Annotated in this window: 15 protein-coding genes; 2 read left to right on the top strand and 13 right to left on the bottom strand. The window is 60.5% G+C overall.

Annotation, left to right across the window (positions count from 1 at the left end; genetic code table 11):
- From NW844_RS06655 to NW844_RS06640, 4 genes are all read right to left on the bottom strand, one after another.
- Positions 1 to 417 carry a YidH family protein gene (locus tag NW844_RS06655; RefSeq protein ID WP_414334546.1) on the bottom strand — a complete coding sequence of 139 codons (417 nt, stop codon included), beginning with the start codon at positions 415 to 417 and terminating at the stop codon, positions 1 to 3.
- Between the two features lie 16 nt (positions 418 to 433).
- Positions 434 to 1582, bottom strand: coding sequence for an ACR3 family arsenite efflux transporter (arsB, locus tag NW844_RS06650; RefSeq protein ID WP_414334544.1), 1149 nt, complete (start codon positions 1580 to 1582; stop codon positions 434 to 436).
- A 108-nt stretch (positions 1583 to 1690) separates the two neighbouring features.
- Positions 1691 to 2638: a UDP-glucuronic acid decarboxylase family protein gene (locus NW844_RS06645; RefSeq protein WP_414334542.1), complete on the bottom strand. Its 948-nt coding sequence runs from the start codon at positions 2636 to 2638 to the stop codon at positions 1691 to 1693.
- Positions 2635 to 4071 carry a UDP-glucose dehydrogenase family protein gene (locus tag NW844_RS06640; protein WP_414334540.1) on the bottom strand — a complete coding sequence of 479 codons (1437 nt, stop codon included), beginning with the start codon at positions 4069 to 4071 and terminating at the stop codon, positions 2635 to 2637. Before NW844_RS06640 ends, NW844_RS06645 begins: the two co-directional genes overlap by 4 nt.
- Positions 4072 to 4216: 145 nt before the next feature.
- On the opposite strand from NW844_RS06640, the gene NW844_RS06635 reads away from it, so the two are divergent.
- Complete coding sequence (locus NW844_RS06635) at positions 4217 to 5128, top strand: cation diffusion facilitator family transporter (protein ID WP_414334538.1); 912 nt, start codon at positions 4217 to 4219, stop codon at positions 5126 to 5128.
- 76 nt (positions 5129 to 5204) lie between these two features.
- Here NW844_RS06635 and NW844_RS06630 read toward each other — a convergent pair whose 3' ends face one another.
- The 7 genes from NW844_RS06630 to NW844_RS06600 all read right to left on the bottom strand — a co-directional run bounded on the left by NW844_RS06630 (position 5205) and on the right by NW844_RS06600 (position 17461).
- Positions 5205 to 6353, bottom strand: coding sequence for a metallophosphoesterase family protein (locus NW844_RS06630; protein WP_414334536.1), 1149 nt, complete (start codon positions 6351 to 6353; stop codon positions 5205 to 5207).
- A gap of 114 nt (positions 6354 to 6467) precedes the next feature.
- The gene (locus tag NW844_RS06625; protein ID WP_414334534.1) at positions 6468 to 11774 is read right to left on the bottom strand and encodes a response regulator; all 5307 of its coding nucleotides are present in this window, start codon (positions 11772 to 11774) and stop codon (positions 6468 to 6470) included.
- Positions 11775 to 11948: 174 nt separating this feature from the next.
- Complete coding sequence (locus tag NW844_RS06620; protein WP_414334532.1) at positions 11949 to 14423, bottom strand: methyl-accepting chemotaxis protein; 2475 nt, start codon at positions 14421 to 14423, stop codon at positions 11949 to 11951.
- A gap of 309 nt (positions 14424 to 14732) precedes the next feature.
- A complete protein-coding gene (locus tag NW844_RS06615) occupies positions 14733 to 15251 on the bottom strand; it encodes a CheW domain-containing protein (RefSeq protein WP_414334530.1) in 519 nt (172 codons plus the stop codon).
- Positions 15252 to 15362: 111 nt separating this feature from the next.
- On the bottom strand, positions 15363 to 15728 hold the full coding sequence (locus NW844_RS06610) for a response regulator transcription factor (RefSeq protein WP_414334529.1): 366 nt from the start codon (positions 15726 to 15728) through the stop codon (positions 15363 to 15365).
- Positions 15725 to 16111, bottom strand: a complete 387-nt coding sequence (locus NW844_RS06605; protein ID WP_414334547.1) for a response regulator — start codon at positions 16109 to 16111, stop codon at positions 15725 to 15727. The genes NW844_RS06610 and NW844_RS06605 overlap by 4 nt, the downstream gene beginning before the upstream one ends.
- Positions 16112 to 16318: 207 nt before the next feature.
- On the bottom strand, positions 16319 to 17461 hold the full coding sequence (locus tag NW844_RS06600; RefSeq protein ID WP_414334527.1) for a response regulator: 1143 nt from the start codon (positions 17459 to 17461) through the stop codon (positions 16319 to 16321).
- A 178-nt stretch (positions 17462 to 17639) separates the two neighbouring features.
- On the opposite strand from NW844_RS06600, the gene NW844_RS06595 reads away from it, so the two are divergent.
- Positions 17640 to 17924, top strand: a complete 285-nt coding sequence (locus tag NW844_RS06595) for a YggT family protein (protein ID WP_414334526.1) — start codon at positions 17640 to 17642, stop codon at positions 17922 to 17924.
- Between the two features lie 19 nt (positions 17925 to 17943).
- Here NW844_RS06595 and NW844_RS06590 read toward each other — a convergent pair whose 3' ends face one another.
- Positions 17944 to 19038: an electron transfer flavoprotein subunit alpha/FixB family protein gene (locus NW844_RS06590; RefSeq protein ID WP_414334524.1), complete on the bottom strand. Its 1095-nt coding sequence runs from the start codon at positions 19036 to 19038 to the stop codon at positions 17944 to 17946.
- 167 nt (positions 19039 to 19205) lie between these two features.
- Positions 19206 to 20030: an electron transfer flavoprotein subunit beta/FixA family protein gene (locus tag NW844_RS06585; RefSeq protein WP_414334522.1), complete on the bottom strand. Its 825-nt coding sequence runs from the start codon at positions 20028 to 20030 to the stop codon at positions 19206 to 19208.
- Positions 20031 to 20231 lie beyond the last annotated feature (201 nt).

Raw genomic sequence — 20231 nt, 5'->3', positions numbered from 1 at the left:
TCACTCCGGCAGGCTGAGCCGCGGAGGTTCCTGAGGGCGGGGACGGCGCAGCAGCAGGGGAAGGCTCAGCAGCCCAAACAGGGCCACAACGGCAGCCATGATCCAGATGAGGAAACGGCTGGGGCGAAAGTCGCCTGCCTCGATTTGCCGCATCACCTGGTTGTAGCGCCAAGCAGAAAGGCCGATCATCAGGATTCCAAAGATCACCAACAGGAGGCCCAAGTTCTGGGCACTCAGGAGGCCGTGCGCCGCGGCGGGCTGCTCAGGGGAGTGGGCGGCTTCAATCTGCCGCAGAAATAAGCTGAAGCGGGCGAGGGCAAAGCCAAAGGCAATGAGAGCCACAGAGGTGCGCAGCCAGGCCAGAAAGGTGCGCTCATTGGCCTGGTGTTCCCGTTGGCGATCTGGGGGCAAGTTCATGGGCTACAGGGATCCCTCAAGGGCTGATTTTAAGACAGCGGGGATCCGGCAAGCTGGCCTTCTCCGGCTGGCGGGGAAAATAAAAGGCGGTGCGTTTACATACTTCCACCAGCATCAGCATCACCGGCACCTCAATCAGCACCCCTACGACGGTGGCCAGGGCGGCCCCGGAGTTCAAGCCAAACAACACCACCGCCGTTGCAATGGCCACCTCGAAGTGGTTGCTGGCGCCGATTAAAGCCGCCGGAGCGGCATCCTCATAGCACAAGCCCAGTTTCTGGGCTGCCACATAGGTGAGGCCAAAAATAAGGTTGGTCTGCACAAAAAGCGGCACTGCAATCAACAAAATGTGGAAGGGATTTTCCACAATGAGATCCCCTTTAAAAGCAAAAAGCAGCACCAGCGTCACCAGCAAGGCGGTGATGGCAATGGGGTTGAGGTAGCGCAAAAAAGCTTTCTCAAACCATTCCCGGCCCTTGGTTTTAAGAATCCAATAGCGAGAGGCTGCTCCTGCAACTAGCGGTAGGCCCACGTAGATGGCCACGGATAGCAAAATGGTTTGCCAGGGCACCGTTAAATCGCTCATGGCCAGCAGCCAGCGGCCCAGCGGCGCGTAGAGGAAAAGCATGGTTAAAGAGTTCACCGCCACCATCACCAGGGTGTGGCCTTGGTTGCCATAGCTGAGATAGCCCCACATCAGCACCATCGCAGTGCAGGGGGCAATGCCCAGCAAAATGGCCCCGGCAATGTAGGAGTTGCTGAGGCTCACTTCTGTACCGCGGATCATTTCCGTGCCGGTTATCCAAGGGGCAAACAGCCACCCCAAGAAAAACTGGGCAATCACCACCATGGTAAAAGGCTTCACCAGCCAGTTCACCCCCAGGGTCAACAGCACCGGTTTGGGCGATTGCAAGGCATGGGCTGCCTGGCCAAAATCAATTTTCACCATGATGGGATACATCATGAAAAACAGGCAGACGGCAATGGGAATGGAGACCTGATAGAGGCTCAGGGCATCCAGCGCCTCTGCCAGGCCCGGAAACCATCGACCCAACAGGATCCCGGCAACAATACACAGAGCCACCCAAAGGGTGAGATAGCGCTCAAAAAAACTCAGGGATCCGCCGCCGGGGAGAGCTTTGGGGTCAGATTCGGTGAGAGCCATGGGAAAAGCCGAAAACTGCAGGCGAGAAAACGCAGGTTGTCGAGTAGCCGCGTTCCTAATGGGCTCTCTCAGGATACATCAAAAAAACTTGTTCAGTTTGACCTCAACTTACTCCAGCCCTAGCCGCCGACGAAAGTAGGGGATGGTTAGCTCCAGGCCAACCTGCAGGGGGATCTGGGGATCCCAGCCCAACAGGGTGCGGGCTTTGCGGATATCGGGCCGGCGCTGCTTGGGATCGTCGGTCGGCAGGGGCCGGTGGACGATGGGGGAAGGACTGCCGGTGAGGGCCAAGACCTGCTGCGCCAGCTCCAGGATGGTGAACTCCTGCGGGTTGCCCAGGTTAAAGGGGCCGGGATAGGGGCCGTTCATCAGGCGCACCAGGCCTTCGATGAGGTCGGCGATGTAGCAGAAGCTGCGGGTCTGGGATCCATCCCCATAGACGGTGAGGGGATCCCTGCGCAGCGCCTGGACGATGAAGTTGCTGACCACGCGGCCATCATCCTCCCGCATGGCCGGCCCATAGGTGTTGAAGATGCGGGCGACGCGGATCTCCGTCTGGTGTTGCCGCTGCCAGTCAAAAGTCAGGGTTTCGGCCAGGCGCTTCGACTCGTCGTAGCAGGCCCGCGGGCCGATGGGGTTGACATAGCCCCAATAGTCCTCCGGCTGGGGGTGCACCTGGGGATCCCCGTACACTTCTGAAGTCGAGGCCAGCAGGAACCTGGATCCTGTTTTCTGGGCCAGCTCCAGCAGGTGGTAGGTGCCCCAGACACCGGTGCGGATGGTGTGGATGGGATCCGCCTGGTAGTGGGGCGGCGAGGCGGGACAGGCCAGGTGGTAGATTTGCTGGATACCGGCTTTTTCCAGCTCCGGCGGCAGCGGCTCGGCCACATCGTGCCACAGCAAAGTAAAAGCGGGGTTGTCGCGGTGGGCCTGTACGTTCTCCTCCCGCCCCGTGTAGCCGTTGTCGAGGCAGATAACTGCGTGGCCTTCTTGCAGAAGGCGGCCGACCAGATGGGAGCCGATAAATCCCAAACCACCCGTGACCAGGATCTTCACCAGCCCACTCCAATCAAGGTGATACCCGCCTGTTGAACGGCCTGCCGGTCAAGGCAATTGCGGCCATCGATCAGCAAAGGCCGCCGCATCAGCTCGGCAAGGTGCCGGTAATCCAGCGACAAAAACTCCGGCCACTCGGTCACCAGCACCAGGGCGTCGCAGTCCTGGGCCAGGCGAAACACATCCGTTTCCACTATCACGTGGGCCAGGCCCTCCCGCATCCCCGAAGCCGACACAATGGGATCATACGCTTTCACCTTGGCCCCCAGCCGGTGGAGCTGCTCGATCAACGTCAGAGAGGGGGCATCCCGCAGGTCATCGGTGTGGGGCTTAAAGGTGAGGCCCAAAAGGCCAATGGTCTTGCCCTTAAGCACCTTGAGGGCCTGCTGCAGCTTTTCCACCAGGCGCTGCCGCTGCTCGCAGTTGACCTCGACACTAGCCCGCAACAGCTTGGCCTCATAGCCGTAGTCAGCAGCTGTTTGAATGAGAGCTGACAGATCCTTGGGGAAGCAGCTCCCTCCCCAGCCTATACCGGCGTTGAGAAAGGCGCGGCCAATGCGCTTATCGAGGCCGATCCCTGTTGCCACCTGGGTGATGTCGGCACCGGTGCGCTCACAGATGTTGGCGATCTCGTTGATGAAGCTGATCTTGGTGGCCAAGAAGGCGTTGGCGGCATATTTGATCATCTCGGCGGAGGCCAAGTCGGTAACCAGTAAAGGCACGGGATCCCCACCCAAGCCCTGCTGGCGGCTGAGGATGGGCTCGTAAAGCCGCCGCAGGATCTCGATGGCGCGGGGGCTGTTGGAGCCAATCACGATGCGATCCGGGTAGAAGGTATCCTGGATGGCGCTGCCCTCTCGCAAAAACTCAGGGTTGCTGACCACGTCAAACTGAGGTGTCCGAGGAGAGATTTGCAAAGCCAGGGATCCTCTGGAGAAAGGAGTTGCCTCCCGATCTCCCCCAGAGAGCAGTTCGCTCTCTTCCCGGCTGCCCAGGCGCTGCTTGGCCGCCCCAGCAGCCCCATCCAAGATAAGCATGCGCACCCAGTCGCCGGAACCAATGGGGACGGTAGACTTGTTGACAATAACCCGGTAGCGGTCGTCCAGGTGCTGGCCGATCTCCCGCGCCACGGCCTCCACGTAGCGCAGATCCGGCTCGCCGCTGGGCAAAGCCGGCGTGCCTACAGCAATGAAGATGACTTCGCTGACCTGCACCGCCAAGCTCAGATCGGTGGTAAAGTGCAGCCGGCCGGCCTCGGTGCCTCCCCGCACCAGCTCTTCCAGGCCGGGCTCGTAGATGGGCAGGCGACCCCGTTGCAGCCCTTCAATTTTGACGGGGTTGTTGTCTACACAGATAACGCTGTGGCCCAGGTGAGCCAGACAGGCGCCGGTTACCAACCCCACATAGCCAGCTCCCACAACCGCCACGTCCATAGCCCGCTTCCCCCTCGCGTCGATGCTTGGTTCTAAAATACCCCGCCGACCGGGATCCCCTATCCTCAAGGGGAGGAAAGACAGCCTTGAACCCAAGCCGGTGGCAAAATAAAGCAGAACCGGTTTTCTTCTGAGCCTTTGAGCGGTGAGTTTCCCCGATTCTGCTGCCATAGCCGCTCGCCGTCAGCACCAGGTGCAGAGGGTGCTGTATGTTACCCTAGGGCTCAATCTTTTGGTGTTTTTGGTCAAGCTGGGTTTGGGCCTGGCGACCGGATCCCTGAGCTTGGTGGCCGATGCCCTGCACAGCTCCGCCGATAGCGCCAGCAACATTCTTGCCCTGCTGGCGGCCCGCTTTTCCTCGCCAGAGCCGGATGAGGAGCACCCCTACGGCCACAGCAAGTTTGAGGCCATCGGTGCCATGGGGATCGCCGCTTTTCTGGGGATGGCCAGCTTTGAGATCCTCAGCACAGCGGTGGGACGGTTTTTCGAGCCCCAGCCGCCGCTGCAGGTCGATGGACTGACCCTAACCCTAATGGTGGGGGTACTGGGGATCAACCTCTTCGTGGCCTTCTATGAACGTTCCTGGGGCAAGGCTTTGTCCAGCTCGCTGCTCTTGGCCGATGCCCGCCATACCCTCAGCGATGTTTGGGTAACCCTGACGGTGCTGCTGGGACTGGCCGGGATCCACTACTGGGGGATCCCCTGGCTGGATCAGGTGCTGGCGGTGCCGGTGGGGCTGCTGGTGTTCTGGAGCGGCTGGGAAGTGTTACAAGAGAATATCCCTTTCCTCACCGACCGGGTGGCTATTCCGCCTAAGACCTTGCGGGAGCTGGTTCTCAGCCTGCCTGGAGTTCTGGACTGCCACGACATCACCTCCCGCGGCATCCCAGGGCAGATGATCTTTATCGAAATGCACATGGTGGTGGAGCCGCTGGACGTGGAGTCGGCCCATCGCATCACCGAAGCGGTGGAGCAACTGCTGCAGGAGCGCTACGGGCCGGTGCGGGTCACCATCCACCTAGAGCCCTACTCCCACATCGAGGGATCCCAACCCTAGGAATGTTTCCGAAAGAACAAACGGTACCGCTTCGCCAACTGCCAAATCCTGCAAAGGCCATTCTTTGCCCTGGTTCCTAGGAAATAAAAAAACCCCGAGGCAGCAAATGGAGCTGCGCCTGATTATCGGGTGGGCAGCGAAAACAACGGCTAAATCGCTCCAGGAATCGACCTGCCGGCTGTGGGAAGTCTGGAAAAGCGAGGTCTGGATCCCCGGCAGCTACCCCTGCCCAAAAGTGGCGCAATTGTGGGGCCAAGGCTTGGGCCTGCTCCAGGGGCAAATGCAGCGGCGCAGAGGTTAAAAACTTAACCACCACCGGTTCGCTGCGCTGACCCATCCACTCCCGCGAGAACGCCTGCAAATCGGGCCAACCGGGCAGGGATCCCACCCGGTAGCTTTGGATATGGACGTGGATCCCGGTCTCGCGATCCAGTCGGATCTCGACAAGGCGGTAGGGATGGGGAAAACTGACCAAAGAGCCGGTGGTAATGTCGTAAACCCCCCCTCGCCGGGCGATGTGCTGAATGTGCAAATGTCCGGTGAACACCAGTTGCACCCCGTAAGCTTGCAGCAGCCGCCGCAATTGAGAGGCATTCTCCAGCATGTAGCGACGGCCCCAGGGGTGGAGGGACTGCCCGCGCAGATGCTCGACCACGTTGTGGTGCACCATCAGCAGCACCAGCTCCTCTTCGGCTGCTGCCAATTCCTTTTCCAGCCAGGTCAGTTGTTCCGAAGTTAGACACCCCACCAACTGGCCCTGAGCATCAAAGTGGTTGGAATTGAGGCCGATCAAACGGATCCCTGGCTGCAACAGGCGGCTGTAATCCAAAGACCGCCCGTCCTCATAGCCAAAAGCTTGGTAGTAGCGGGGAAACTCTGGCAATGCCTCAAGCTGGGGCACATCGTGATTGCCGGGCACCACAAAAGCTGGGAAAGGTAAACGGGCCAGGCGCTCCGCCAACCAGGCGTGGTTTTCCGGTTCCCCATGCTGGGTCAGATCCCCCGGCAAAAGGAGAAAATCCAAAGGCAACTGCACCAGATGCTGCAAAACTTGTTCCAGAGCCGGGATGCTCACCTCCACCAAATGAAACCGGTTGGGGTGATCCCAAAGGGTGGAGGGAAGGGTGACGTGGGGATCGCTCACCACAGCAAAGCGAATCTGCACGGATTCCTCCCCTTGACAACACACCGGGGGATCAAGCACTTCTGTTATTCTGGCATCCATCACGGGATCCCTCTACTCAGCATGGGTGAGGCATATCGGCCTATACCGGGATCCCCATACCTTTGCTGGTCGTAGGGCCTACAACCCACTAGCGCGAACGGCACCCGCTAAGGCTCAGGGAGCGGGGCTAGGCGTCAACAACTGCTCCCCTTGCAACATGCGAGCGGCAGCGCTGAACAACTCTTCCTCCAAGTAGGGCTTGGTGAAGTAGGCAGTGGCTCCCAGCTCCCGGGCTGTCTGCCGGTGCCGTTCTGCCCCCCTTGAGGTAAGCATAGCTACCGGAATATGCTTGAGGTTGCTGTCTGCCCGTATGCGGGAGAGCAACTCCAGGCCGTCCATGCGCGGCATCTCGATGTCGCAGAAGATGAGATCGCAGCGCAAGCCACCGCGAAGCTTTTCCCAGGCGTCCTGTCCATCGCGGGCTTGCTCCACCCGGTAGCCCACCTTTTGGAAGGACATGGAGAGCAGCTCCCGCACCGCAATCGAGTCATCCACAATGAGCACCGTGGTTTGATGGGTTTCCTCGACACGTGGCTCCGCAGCGCGACGCTCTGCCCAGAGGCGGCTGAGATCGCGACGGCGGCCTTGGGCCATATCCACCAGTTCAAGGACATCAGCAATGGGCAGCACGCGACCATTGCCCAGCACCGTTGCCCCAGAAATGCCAGGTGGTTTGGGCACAGGCCCGCGCAATTGCTTGATCACGATTTCCTGCTCTTCCACAAAGCTGTCCACCTGCAGGGCAAGGTACTGGCCGGCACTTTGGAGGACAACAATGGGGATGATGCCCTCATCCTGGGCAACGCTGTAGACCTCGGAGCGGCTGCGGCTGTGGCTGCGGCTGTAGGACAACAGATTCGAGAGGGGTTGGAAGGGAAGGCGTTGATCCCGCCAGGGAATGGAGAGCCGCCCCTGCTCGTCCGGCTGCACCTCGTCGACGGGAACATCCAGCATTTCCTCCACACCGTCGAGAGGAAAGGCGATCAGGGCTTTGTCGCTGACACACACCATCGCCTTGGAAATGCTTAAGGTAAGCGGCAGGCGGATGGTAAAAGTGGTGCCCTTGCCGCGCACGGAATCCACTTGGATGCTGCCGCGCAGATCGGTGATGTTGCGGCGCACCACATCCAAGCCAACCCCCCGCCCGGCCAGGTCGTCCACCTCGCTGGCCTCGCGGCTGCTAAAGCCGGGGTGGAAGAGGACGTTGAATACTTCGTCTTCGGTTGCCTGCTCTGACAGCAGCCCCAGCCTTTGCGCCTTGGCCTTGATTTTCTCCACCGGGATCCCGGCGCCATCGTCGGCGACAACGATGATTGTCTGGTTGCCTTGGTAGAAGGCCCTGACGGTGATCTTGCCCTCAGGGGGCTTGCCCAAGCGGCGCCGCTCCTCAGGGGGCTCGATCCCGTGCACCAGGGCGTTGTTTACCAGGTGGGTCATCGGGTCGGAGAGCTCTTCCAGGATGGCTTTGTCGATGAGGGTGTCGCGGCCTTCCACCACCAGGCTGGCCTGTTTGCCCGTTTTGATGGAGAGATCACGGACGGCGCGGGGCAGGCGGTCGGCAATTTGCGCGAAGGGCACCATGCGCGCCCGGTTCAGGCCTTCTTGCAGTTGGGTGGTGACCTGGCGGAATTGGCGGGTGATCTGCTCTGCCTCATCGACGGCAAACTCGATGTCGGAGGAAGACTCGCGTACCCGCACGATGAGCTCAATGATCTCCTGGGCCAGAGTGTGGAAGGTCGTAAACTGATCCATCTCCAGCTTGTCGAACTCTTGGCCGGAAGAATGCCCTCGCCTGCTGTGTCCGGCTCCCTCGCCATTGCGACCGAAGCCCACCGTTACCGTGCCGCCATAGGCTGAGCCGCTGCGGCTGGAGAACAAAGCCGACTCCAACAGGGAGCGGTCGTACTGATCCCGCATGCGCTGGCCCAGATCCCCCAGTTGTTGCACACGGCCCAGTAGGCCATCCAGAAACTGGCGCAGGCGAGTTTGGTTTTGCTCCATGCTGTTGCGAATGACCACCAACTCTCCCACCAAGTTGTTGATGGAGTCGAGGTGGCGCACCTCCACCCGCATCACAGGGTTGCTGAGGGCAGATCGCCGTGTAGCCGGTGCCGTGGGGGCGGCTGTTGCTGGGGCGGCAGCGACAGCGGACGGAGAAGGTGCCGGCGCTGCTGCAGAGGCCTGGGGGGCGACCTCGAGATTGACTAGGAGGGATTCCAGTTGGGCTGCGAAATCGTCGGCAACCTCGCCGCTCACGGCTGCAGGGGATCCCACAATGGGAGCGATGAACTCTTCCAGCTCAGGAGGCACCGCTGGTTCGGCGGCATCGAAAAGGGCGGCCAAATCGTCCAAACTTGGGGTAGGAGAGACTTCCGGCGCTTCTTCCTCCGAGAGCTGGGTCTCGCTGCCAAGAACAGTCGCGCTCGGGGCAGCCAAGAGCTCATCCTCTGTGAACAGGCTTTCCAGTTGGCTTGCCAGATCCTCTTCTGCCGGCTGGGAAGCTCCGCCTTGCTCTGCAGCAGCTACAAGTGGTTCTGGCTCAGGCAGAGTCACTCCCTCCAGATTGCTCCCTTGCAAAGCCTCTGCCTCGCCCAGGAAGGTGGCAAGATCTGAGGGGATCCCTTCCTGGGCGGCCTCCCTTTCTGCAAAGAACCGGCTCAGCTCATCCAAATCCACCTCGCCATCCATGGCCGAGAGGGATCCGCCGGCTTCTAAGCTCAGGGCTTCGGTTTCGGTCTCCTCGGCAAATAGAGCATTGAGGCGGTCGAAGGAAAACTCTGGCGAGGGGGCAGTGCCCGCCAAATCGGTAGGCTGTGTTTCCCCAGAGAGCTCTTCTTCCTGGGCCGGGAACACCTCCTCCAACCAAGCCCCCTCCTGGGCGTCTGATGCTGCTGCCGGAGTCTCGCCGGCGAAGAGATCGCCTAGGCCCAGCTCGGCCTCGAAGTCTGGGGTTGCCGCTGCCATTGGCTCGCCAGCAGCAGCAAATTCCTCCAACGTCGGCAAGGATTCCTCGGCAAAGAGGTCTTCCAGTCGCTCAACCGCAGCCGGGCCAGAATCCGCAACATCAAAAGAGGGCTCAAAAGCAACATCAAAAAATCCAGAAGGTTCGCTTTCTTCCGGCATCGACCAGGCTTGATCGGCTGCAGGGGTGGAGAAAAGGCTCTCCCAGCTATCTTCGGCAGCCTCATCCGCAGCAGAGTCGGCCAACTCTGGGGATCCCATCTCCCCAGAATCCCAGTCTGCCGGGGTGGAAAAATCCTCCAGCCGAATATCGGCGGGGAATTCAGCCCAGAGATCCCCATCCCCGATGACCTGCTGAAGGGGTGGGGACGGCTCAGCCGCCCAAAGATCCGCCACCGAATCCCCATCGGAAATGGCCCCAACGTCAGGGAGCTCGGGCATTTCCTGCAGGGGAACATTCTCTACGGAGAGTTCCTCGAGCTCAAACAACGCCTCCACTCCGGCACTTGCGGCTTCCTCTGGGGCAAAGTCAAACACCTCCTCTGCGATTTCTGCAGCAGCTTGGGCCGGCACTTCCTGTTGTGCAACCGTCCAGACGGCCTGGCTCGCTTCCTCAGCCCCTGTCAGCTCGGCAGGCTCTGCTGCCGCTTCACCCACCACTTCGGCAAACAGATCCGCCAGATCGGCCTCGACTCCCTCCTCCTCCAAGCTTGGGCTCGGTTCCGCAAAGGTCTGCAAGAAAGGCTCAGGAGAAGGGGGGATCAGCTCCGGCGGGAACTCCTCGATATCGGATAGCGCTTCTGCGTTGGCAAACAGCTCGTCAAAGGCCGAAGCGGCTTCTTCCTCCAGATCCAAGGGGGTGGCATGGAAGTCTTCCGCAACAGAGGCCAAGTTGGATCCCAGCCCATCCTCTTCTGGGTTTTCTGCCGGCACGGCGGCTGCTTCCCGGTCTTCCTCCCAGGCCGCTGCGGCCTCCGGCCAACTCAGATCTAGGCTCTCCTCTTGTGCAGGAGCGAGCAGGTTCTCTGAATCCAAAGCCGTGTCCATTTCCCAGAGGGATGCCGGCTGTTCCACCACTTGATCCCAGCTCGCTTCTGCGCTCTCCTGCTCCTGCAAGGATGTCTCGGCTTCTGGCATGGGCTCAGCTTCCCAGCTCCGATGGGGGGCAGCACTTGCTTCGGCAGGGATCCAAGCAGCCGCAGCCCAATCCTCTGGGGCATCTTCAGGTTGGGTAAACAGCGGCTCTGCCTCAGACTCCCCAGCAAGGCCAAGCTCGAAGAGCTTCGAGACCTCTGGCTCTTCGGGGGCTGCCGGCACAGGGCGGAAGGCCAGCAACTCTGCCGAGGGCTGGATGGTGTTTGCCGCTCCGCTGGCCAGAGCTTGGTGAGCTTGCTTCAGATCTCGCAGCACCGGCAGGGCCAGTTGTCGCAAGTTCTGGCCGGGATCCGCCAAAATCTCGACGATCAAGCGGGCTAAGTCTGTCCAGCCTCCCAGATCCAGAGCTGAGGACTGTCCCAAATCCTGCAAAGATTGCGCCAAAGCTTGCAGGGCCGGTCGGGTAGCTGGGTCGTCGGGACGTTTGAACAACTCCAGCATCTGGCGCAACAGAGCTGGGATCTGCTGATGCACCAGCACCTCCCAAGGATCCGGTGGGGCAGGGGGGGCGGCAGGGCGAGCCAGTTGTTGCAGTTCTGGAGAAGGGGCAACTTGTTCCGGCTGGCCGGCCAAAATGAGCTGCTGTCCCTGCTTCAAATCCCGCAGGGCGACCAAAGCCAACGTTCGCAGATCGGCGTCGGGGTTGCCCAGGGCTTGCCCGAAAGTTTCTGTCAACTGCTGCCAGCCCGCCAGATGATGAACTTGTCCGATCTCTTTGAGGACGGCGTTGGCCGCCACTAGCTGATCGCGAACGCCTGGCTGCTCCCCTCGCTTGAACAGCTCCAGCATCTGGCGCAACTGCTGCGGCACCACCTCTGCCATGTCCTGCTGCAGGGTACGGGCTGCCGGTGGCGAGACGGGAGCTGAGACAGGGCCCTCGCCCAGAAGATTTTGAATGTGCCTTTCGGTCTCTTGAAAAACCGGCTCCAATTCCGCCAGCGTGGTGTTGCCAACTTCTTCGGTGAGGCCGCGGGGGCTCTGTAGCTCCTCCAACAACATCGCAAGCCCATCAAAGGCCTGCAAGAGCAAAGTTTCCAGGTGCTGATCGACAGGCACTCCGCCGGGACGAGAGCGAAAGATGTTGAAAAAATCCTCCATGCGGTGGGCCGTCCGTTGGATGCTGGTGAGGCCCAGCATGGCGGCTCCCCCCTTGATGGAGTGAGCAGCCCGGAACAGCTCGTTGATCAGCTCAGGATCGCTCATGCTGTCGCGCAGGCTGAGGAGCCCTTGCTCGATCGTTGCCAAGTGGTCGCGGGCTTCTTCAATGAAATAACTGAGGATCCGCTTCTGTGCTTCTTCGTTCATGGCAGGAGGCCCTTCCTACAGCCCACAAGTATGCATCAGTGATAACAGACCGACCAGGCTGAGCAAAGCGTTTGGCCAATGTTGCAAAGGGGGATCCCAGTGCCGTGGAAGAGCGGGGACTTCTCGTCCCTGGGATCCTTAGTCCCTAGAATGCCCTCAAAAAAGCAGATTTGCTCATTCATCCCCCACCCGGAAGCGACCGACGGAAGCCTGCAGCTCACGGGCAATGCTCACCAACTGTTGCAGCGAAGTCGCCACCTTCTGCGCCTCCTTGGAAGTCTCGTTGGCGGTCAACTCCACCGATTGCATCAACTGCGCCACCGAGCGAGAGGTTTCCGTCTGTTGCACAGTGGCCTGAGAAATCGCCCGCACCAATCCGTCGATCTGGTGGCTGATCTCGATGATCTCGTCCAGGCTGTTCTTAGCCTGCTCGGCCCGCCGTGTCCCCTCGATCACCAGTTGGGTGCCCTCTTCCATGGCCGTCATCACGTTGCCGGTTTCCGATTGGATCTGCAACACAATCTGCTCGATTTCCTTCGAGGCCTTGGCGGCTCGGTCGGCCAGTTGTCGCACCTCATCGGCCACGATGGCAAAGCCCCGTCCCGATTCCCCGGCTCGGGCGGCCTCAATACTGGCGTTCAAGGCGAGCAGGTTGGTGCGCGAGGCAATTTGTGAAATCAAGGCCACGATCTTAGAGATTTCCTGCGAGGACTCCGCCAAGCGCTTCACCTTGCGGGTGGTTTCCGCCACCGTTTCCCGGATCTCCAGGATGCCGCTGACCGTCCGATCCACCGCTTCTCCACCGCGAGAGGCTGCTTCTGTGGCTTGGGCGGTCACGTTGGCCGCCTCGCGGGCGTTGCTGGCCACCTCTTGAATGGACTCCGTCATCTCCTGAATGGAGTTGAGGGAGTTGGAAATCTCCTCCGCCTGGCGCAAGGCATCGGCGGAGAGGCTGCGGGCAAAGTCCTCATTCTGCAAGGCGGCATCGTTCACGGCGGCGGCGGCCCGCTTCACCTGGCTGACAATGTCTCGCAGACTGCGAATGGTCAGGTTGAAGGAGTCGGCCACCGCCCCCAGCACATCGGCAGTCACCTCTGCCCGCACGGTTAGATCCCCACGGGCAGCCCCTTCCACGTCGTCCAACAGGCGAATCACCTGGCGCTGGAGGTCTTCCTTAGCTTGCCCCTGCTCGGCAGCCCGCTGGTTCAGTTCTGTGAAGGTGGCCTCAATGGCAGCCGCCATCTGGTTGAAGCTGTCGGCCAAGCGCCCCAGCTCATCAGGGGCATTGACTGTGGCTCGTACTGAGTAATTCCCCTGGGCCAAGGCGGCAAAGTGGCCAGCCAGCTCTTGGGCGGCGGAGCGAAGGTGTTTGGCACTACTGGCCCCAAGTACAACCCCGGCTACCGTGCCGACCACCCCACCTCCGATGACGCCGGCCATCAAGCGAGCTCCCCCATTGGCCGGGATCCCCAGGCCAATCGCCAGCCCGGCAGCCAAACTCACCGCTCCTTGGATCAGCGCCGTGGCCAATTGCCGATCGGCAAGCGGGCGGTTGGCGAGCCCGGCAGATGTTCTTGTCCCTGCTTCGCCTGCACCAGGAAGGGGAATCGAGGCAGTGGGCAGGCCTTGAGGCTGCAAAACTTGGGCTGCTCCGCCGGCCATCTCTGCCGCCATCCCGGCCATCCCCTCGGTCGCCCCCTCATCTGGGTAGAAGACCGGCTCGCCGCCCTCCATGCCGGCCAGTTCGCGATCCAGGCTGTCCAGCTCGTCAAGATCGAAAAGGGCAGAGCCGGGACTGGCTGTGTCTTCATCGGGGGCAGGGATCGGCTCGCTCATGGGCGCGGCCAATTCCGTCGGCAGGCCCTCATCCAGGGATCCCCCTCCCTCCTCCTCAAAGCCGGGTAGGGACAAGCCCATCTCTTCGGGAAAATCTGCATCGCCGGCCAACTGCGTAATGGAGTCGGAGTCGCCTTCCAGGGCTTGCAAGTGCTCTCGGTCGAACTCGTTCAGGAAGGCAAAGTCATCCTCGACCACCGGATCGGTGTGAGGCCTGCTCTCTTGCGCACTTACCCGCCCCGAAATGGCCGGCGGCGTCACCCGCGGATGGGTTGGCAGCTGGTAAGATGGGAACAACGGCTCGGCCTCCGGCATCTGCAGCCCGGTCTCAAAGGGATCCTCGAATCCGCCTTCCTCAGCCAAAACATCCCCAGCGGCGGCAAAGGGGTCGCCTGCCATTGAGAAGGGATCCACTTCCTCTTCCCTGCTCTCCTCAAACTGCAGGAAGGGATCGGCGGCGGGGGACTCATCCGCCAACCCCTCTTGCGAGCGAAGCTCGTCCACTGCTTCTGAGGAGTCGGGCATGTCCGCCAGCTCCGGTGCCATTTGCAGCAGCTCCTCCAGCCCCTTGCGGGCCGACTCCAGCTCGTCGGGATCACTGGCCGTCTGTAGGATGGTGCTGTAGGTGTGGCGAGCTTCCAGCAACAGCCCGGCTTGCCTTTGGGCCGAAGCCAGCAGCAACTTGACGGCGGTATCCTGTGGCTGAGCAGCGGCCACTTGGTTCAACAACCGTACTGCCTGAACGTAGTCTCCCTGCCAAAAGGCGACCATTGCCTCGGTGAAGTCTCTCTGAGTGTTCGCGCTCGAAACCATGGATCCTCCCTTCCCTGCTTGGTTAGCTCTGTTCACGCTTCAACGCAGATGCCAACGGAACGCCCCCCAACACCAACACCTTCATCTCAGATACTATGTATGTAGGCTATTTCTCCCTCTGCCCATAGCGAGTACAAGAACACGTTTTTGCCGCCATCTCCCGATATAGCTGTCAAGGCAACCCCACCTTCACCAGGCTTGGCGCGCACTTTGGACAAGACCGGCTTTCCCCATTGTGAAGGAAGCCAGCCTGGCTCTTTGATAGGAACTATACACTCTCTTTTTGCCAAGTTCACAGAGGACTGCCTGTTAACTCCAACGATTGGATCTGAGGATGGCCGACTGATCCAGCAATGGCAGGCGGGATCCCGTCTCGGGCACCACCCATTCCCCTCGCAAGAAGGGAGCCATCGACTCAGGAGCCACGAGAACAGGCCGCACCGATTCCGTCTTCAGCCACTCCATGCCCACAATTGAATCCACGGCCAGGCCCATCAGCAAATCCTGTTGATCCATCACGGCCACCACAGGGAGCTCGGCGCGGTCGAGGTTGAGGGGCGGGCTGATCCCCAAAAATTGCCCCAGATCCGCAACCCAAATGATTTCGCCCCGCAAGTTCAGAGTGCCCAGCAGAACTGGCGCGACATTCGGCATGGGGGTAATTTTCTCGGGGCCGATGCTTATCACCTCCACAACCGCTACCGCCGGCAGCGCAAATTCTTCTCCGGTGGCGACCTTGAATTTCAGGAATAGCTCACCTTCGGGAGCCTCCATTTCCTGCAATTCTTGGGTCTCATCCCCCATCAACAGATCCAGATCCCCCAGCATGATGCTCCCCCGTATCGATGGTCTTGTGGAGGGGTGGCCGCCCCTCCCTTGCCCAGGGCCTAGAGCCCTTCTGGGCTCTGCCAGCAGGCATAGAAGCGGGATGGGCGGTTCCTAGCCTCTCAGTAATTGCTTAATCGTACCCACCAGTTCCTGCGGCTGGAAAGGCTTGGCAATGTAGGCATCTGCTCCCTGGCGGATCCCCCAGTAGCGGTCGAATTCTTCGCCCTTGGAGGAACACATGACGATCGGGGTTTTTTGGGTGAGCGGATCGGCCTTGAGGAGACGGCACACCTCGTAGCCATTCATCCGCGGCATAACGATGTCGAGCACAATCAGATCGGGCTTGCTTTGCTTCACCGCCTCTACGGCTTCCACCCCATCTCCCACCGTCATCACCTCAAAGCCATTCTCCTGCAGCAACTTGCCGATCATCTCTCGCTGCGATTGACTGTCTTCCACCACCAAAACGCGACTCATTTTTGGCCGGTCTCCTTGATCTCCCGCAACTGCTGTTTGATGGTAGCCAATAGCTCTTGAGGCTTGAAGGGCTTGGTTACATAGGCATCCGCTCGATTGCGCTTGGCCCACTCGATATCAAAGGCTTGATCTTTGGTGGAACACACGACGATGCGGATGTGCTTGGTGCTTTCATCTCCCTTCACTTCCCGGCACACTTCGTAGCCGTTCATGCGGGGCATGACGATGTCCAGCACCACCACGTCAGGCTTCTGCTGACGAATGATGTCCATCGCCTCCACACCGTCCATGGCTGTGGAGACTTCCAACCCGCTCTCGGAGAGCAAACTGGAAATGGTCTCCAGATAGGTACGGTTGTCATCCACCACCAGCACTTTGCTCATGGTCATCTCGCTCCTGTTGTGTTTCGCGGGTCTGGTTGACCCTAGGGGCCACCTCAACCGAGATTTTGTCTTTCGACGCTTTTGGCCACACCTGGCCTTGTGGCCGTGGCTAATCCTATTTTTCGGCGTGGTTACTCCTCTGTCCAGTATTCCGCCTGCTCAGCCTTGTTCTCGATTTGGATTGATTGGGACTTGGCTACCCCGTGCCTATTCGCCGCCGCCCCGCTTGGGAGGTGGGCCCACATAAGATTCGACGACGGTCAACAACTCCTTCTCGGAGAAGGGCTTGCTGAGAAACTCGTTGGCCCCGGCCATGCGCGCCTTGATCCGGTCGGTGAAGCCGTCCTTGCCGGTGAGCATGATCATGGGGGTTTCGCGGAACTGGCTGGATTTGCGCAACATGGCGCACAGCTCGTACCCATCCAGCTTGGGCATGGCCACATCGCAGAGGATCATGTCGGGATTGAGGAGAAACACCTGTCCTAGGGCTTTGAGGGGGTTGCCGATGGTGGTGACCTGGTAGCCCTCGTTTTGCAGGATGAACTCCACGGTTTTTTGGATGGCCATGGAGTCGTCGATACAAAGGATGTGGCTGGGCTTGTCGCCGGCTTTGAGGGGACGGCTGTGCTGGGGCTCGGCAATCAGGACGGGCTCGGAGAGGTGAATCGCCCCTTGGCGAACATAGGGATAGATGGCCTTGGCCACTGCCAGGGTATCTCGGCCCAGGTAGCGACCCATCTGGCGAATGCTGGTTTTGCCGTCGGACCACTCGCTCAGGGCTTTGAAGACGGGGGCGGGCAGGGTTTGCTGGAGGGGGAGGGGGTTGACGATGGTGGGGGCTTGGTTGGGAGCCTGGATATAGGGATGTAGCTTTTTCCACTCCTGCACCTGGGTGACCATCTCGGTGAGCAGGGGGGTGACGGGGAAGGTGGTCAACTGGGGGGCCAAGGGGGATCCAGCCTCGAAAATGAAGGAGCCCTGGTGGAGGCTGAGCAGGTCGAAGAGGACTTCCCGCACCATGCCCAGCAGGATCTGCTTGCCTTGGCTGGGGTTGAGCTTGTGGTTTTCCAGCAAAGACCAGAGGCGGTTGTACTCGGGGGCATTGACCGCAGCTTTGGGAGGGATCTGAATTTCGTCTAGGGCGGCTTCCAGCTTGAGGCGGCGCAGGTAGTCTTTGAGGCGGGTGATGTTGCCTTCGCTTTCGGAGGCGTAGATGATTCGCCCATTTAGGAAAAAGACGAACCAGTAGGCGGAGCGGCTGGCCTCTACGAAAAGTTCACCGGTGCGCTGGCCCAACTCGATCAGTTGAAGGATGCTGCGGATATCGATCTCTTGTAATCTTCCCTGCATGGGATCCCTGCCTGGAGTTAGCAAGATACGACCATTATGACGCTAGTCTCTAATGGCTGCCGCCCTGCTTGTAGGACTATTTTGGAAACGGAGTTAAAGTTTTAAAAAGTTGGGGTTAAGCTTAGAGCCGAGTGCCTGCATTCCGAGTATCCTCTAGAGCCTGGTTCCTGCAAGACGTATGCTGCCGCAATTCACTGCCTGGGTGCTGGGTCCGCTATTGGCGATCTACACCGTCCTGTTTGTGCTGCGCATTTTCCTGTCTTGGTATCCGCAACTGGATACTTCCCGGCTGCCCTACTCCCTGGTGGTCGGCCTGACGGAGTTTCTGTTGCGCCCGACGCGCCGCCTGATCCCGCCGCTGGGGGGGGTGGACATGGCGCCTGTGGTGTGGGTGGGCCTGGTAACCCTGCTGCGGGAGCTGTTGCTGGGGCAGCAGGGGCTGCTGACGATGGCTCTGCACTAGGGCGTTTCCCTGGATCTGCTCAGCGACTTTGCAAGAGAGGGATCCGCTCGTCGGCCCCTTCCCGGATCTCCTCCTGTCTCTGTTGCAGTTGCCGGATCAGCTCCGGCACCACCTGGTAGAGATCCCCGACGATGCCGTAGTGGGCAAATTTGAAGATGGGGGCGGCGCTGTCTTTGTTGATGGCGATGATGGTCTGGGACTTGTCCATGCCGACGCGGTGTTGGATGGCGCCGGAAATGCCGCAGGCGATGTAGAGCTGGGGGCGAACGGTTTTGCCGGTTTGCCCCACCTGGTGGGCATAGGGGATCCAGCCGGCATCCACAGCCTTGCGGGAAGAACCGACGGCGCTGTTGGGGAAACAGGCGGCCAGCGCTCTCATCAGCTCGAAGCCTTCTGGGGATCCCAGCCCGTAGCCGCCGGAAACGATCACTTTGGCCCGCGTCAGATCTACGGCCTGGGAGAGGTTGCGCACCGTTTCCACAATGTGCAGCTTGAGATCCTCCGGCTCCAAGTTGACCGGCACCGGGATCACTTCCCCTTGGCGGGAGCCGTCCCACGGCAAGGGCAGCATCACGCCGGGGCGCACGGTGGCCATTTGCGGGTTTTTCCAGGGGCCGAGGATGCGGGCCTTGAGGGACTCGCCAAAGCTGGGCCGAATGGCGTACAGGCATTCGGGGAAGAGGCCGGACTTGCTGGGATCCCGGCTGTTGCTATACTCGAAGGGGCCGATGTCGAGCTCGGTGCAGTCGGCGGTCAGGCCGGTTTCCAGGTGGGCGGCCAGACGGGGGGCTAGGTCCCGACCGGTGGTGGTGGATCCCAGCAGGATGGTGTGGGGTGGCTGGGGCCAGCTTTTGAGCAAGTCCAGGATAACGCGGCGGTAGGGCAGGGTGCGGTATTCGGCCAACTCGGGGTGGTCGGCGATGAAGACCTGATCCGCCCCGTGGCCGATCAGGATCGGGGGCAGGTGAGCGATGTTGTGGCCGAGGACGAGGGCACTCAGGGTAGCTTCCAGCTTGTCGGCCAGCCGTCGCCCCGCTCCCAACAGCTCCAGGCCGATGGGCTGCAACTCACCCTTGACCTGCTCGGCGAAGACCACTATCCGCTTATGATCCATAGAACCGTGACTCCTGAATTGAGATTGGGTCGAGGGCAATCTCATCTGTTGCGACGAGGTGAAGCAAAGTTTCTCCGGGTCAACTTTGTCAGCTTTTCACCGCCTAAAACCGAAAGCTTTCGCCAGCCACTCTGGGGCCGATAGGAGAGGGGACTTGGCCAACAGGACTAGGAAGTTGCAGCGCAGCGGAAGAGGTCAACGGCCTGCGTCAGTTGGCTGATCAGTTGCGGCACGGGCTGCCCTTGAAAGACCTGACAGTTGCCGCCGATTTCCCCTACTTTTTCGGTGGCGGCCACGATGGTCGGGGATCCCTGGAGGCCGCAGCGCTTTGGATCGGCCCCCACATCGTCCAGGTTGAGAATCTGGATGGCCTCGGCCCGTGCCGCCTCATCCCGCATCAACCGCTGCACCCGCTGCACGCCGCGTAGGGTGGGATAGGCCAGGCGCCGCGCCGAATTGGCCACCGTAATTAAAACCGGCAGCGGCACCGTCACCGTCTGGGATCCCCCTTCGATGGCCCGCCGCGCCACCAGAATCCCATCGCGGATCTCAAAGGCCTCGCAATAGGTAACCTGAGGGATCCCCAGCCGCTCGGCCAACTGGGGCCCCACCTGGGCCGTGTCGCCGTCGGTGGTCTGCAGCCCGCAGAAGATGACATCGGGCCGGCCCGCATAGCGAACCGTGTGGGCCAGGGTGTAGGCAGTGGCCAAGGTATCCGAAGCGGCCAGGCGGCGGTCGGTCATCAAAATGCCCCGATCCACGCCGTGGGCAATGGCCTCGTAGAGCACCTCGATGGCCGGCGGTGGCCCCATCGTGATCGCTGTCACCCTCGCCCCATGTTGCCGTTTGGTTTGCAGGGCCGCTTCCAGCGCATAGCGATCGAAGGGGTTCAGCATCCGCTTGGCCTTGGCCCGGTCGATCGTGCCGTCACTGTTGATGCCGGCTTTGGCATTTTGATCGGGAACTTGCTTAATGAGGACAAAAGTTTCCAAGGATATCAGCTCCCTAGCGATCCCCTCCAGACTAAGAGGGATCCCTAGGCAGCAGAAACTTATTCAGCTTTTTTTCGGGATCGGAAACGGTGAGCACTCTGATGAGCACTCTTCAGTCGCCTTTCTCAGCACATCAGTTGCTCAAGTATGAACTACCCCACCGCGCAGGCGGGTGGGGTTTCCCCATCCGCTTTACGGCGA

The sequence above is a fragment of the Synechococcus sp. H55.2 genome (assembly GCF_047462495.1).
In the GTDB taxonomy this organism is placed as follows: Bacteria; Cyanobacteriota; Cyanobacteriia; order Thermostichales; family Thermostichaceae; genus Thermostichus.
This window is presented reverse-complemented; position numbering and strand designations above follow the sequence as displayed.

Bases quoted from the DNA above. Each gene is read 5' to 3' on its own strand.
- NW844_RS06605 (WP_414334547.1), bottom strand. From the start codon at position 16,111: ATGAGCAAAGTGCTGGTGGTGGATGACAACCGTACCTATCTGGAGACC.
- NW844_RS06630 (WP_414334536.1), bottom strand. From the start codon at position 6,353: ATGGATGCCAGAATAACAGAAGTGCTTGATCCCCCGGTGTGTTGTCAA.
- NW844_RS06610 (WP_414334529.1), bottom strand. From the start codon at position 15,728: ATGAGTCGCGTTTTGGTGGTGGAAGACAGTCAATCGCAGCGAGAGATG.
- NW844_RS06625 (WP_414334534.1), bottom strand. From the start codon at position 11,774: ATGAACGAAGAAGCACAGAAGCGGATCCTCAGTTATTTCATTGAAGAA.
- NW844_RS06590 (WP_414334524.1), bottom strand. From the start codon at position 19,038: ATGGATCATAAGCGGATAGTGGTCTTCGCCGAGCAGGTCAAGGGTGAG.
- NW844_RS06655 (WP_414334546.1), bottom strand. From the start codon at position 417: ATGAACTTGCCCCCAGATCGCCAACGGGAACACCAGGCCAATGAGCGC.
- NW844_RS06595 (WP_414334526.1), top strand. From the start codon at position 17,640: ATGCTGCCGCAATTCACTGCCTGGGTGCTGGGTCCGCTATTGGCGATC.
- arsB (WP_414334544.1), bottom strand. From the start codon at position 1,582: ATGGCTCTCACCGAATCTGACCCCAAAGCTCTCCCCGGCGGCGGATCC.
- NW844_RS06600 (WP_414334527.1), bottom strand. From the start codon at position 17,461: ATGCAGGGAAGATTACAAGAGATCGATATCCGCAGCATCCTTCAACTG.
- NW844_RS06620 (WP_414334532.1), bottom strand. From the start codon at position 14,423: ATGGTTTCGAGCGCGAACACTCAGAGAGACTTCACCGAGGCAATGGTC.
- NW844_RS06640 (WP_414334540.1), bottom strand. From the start codon at position 4,071: ATGGACGTGGCGGTTGTGGGAGCTGGCTATGTGGGGTTGGTAACCGGC.
- NW844_RS06615 (WP_414334530.1), bottom strand. From the start codon at position 15,251: ATGCTGGGGGATCTGGATCTGTTGATGGGGGATGAGACCCAAGAATTG.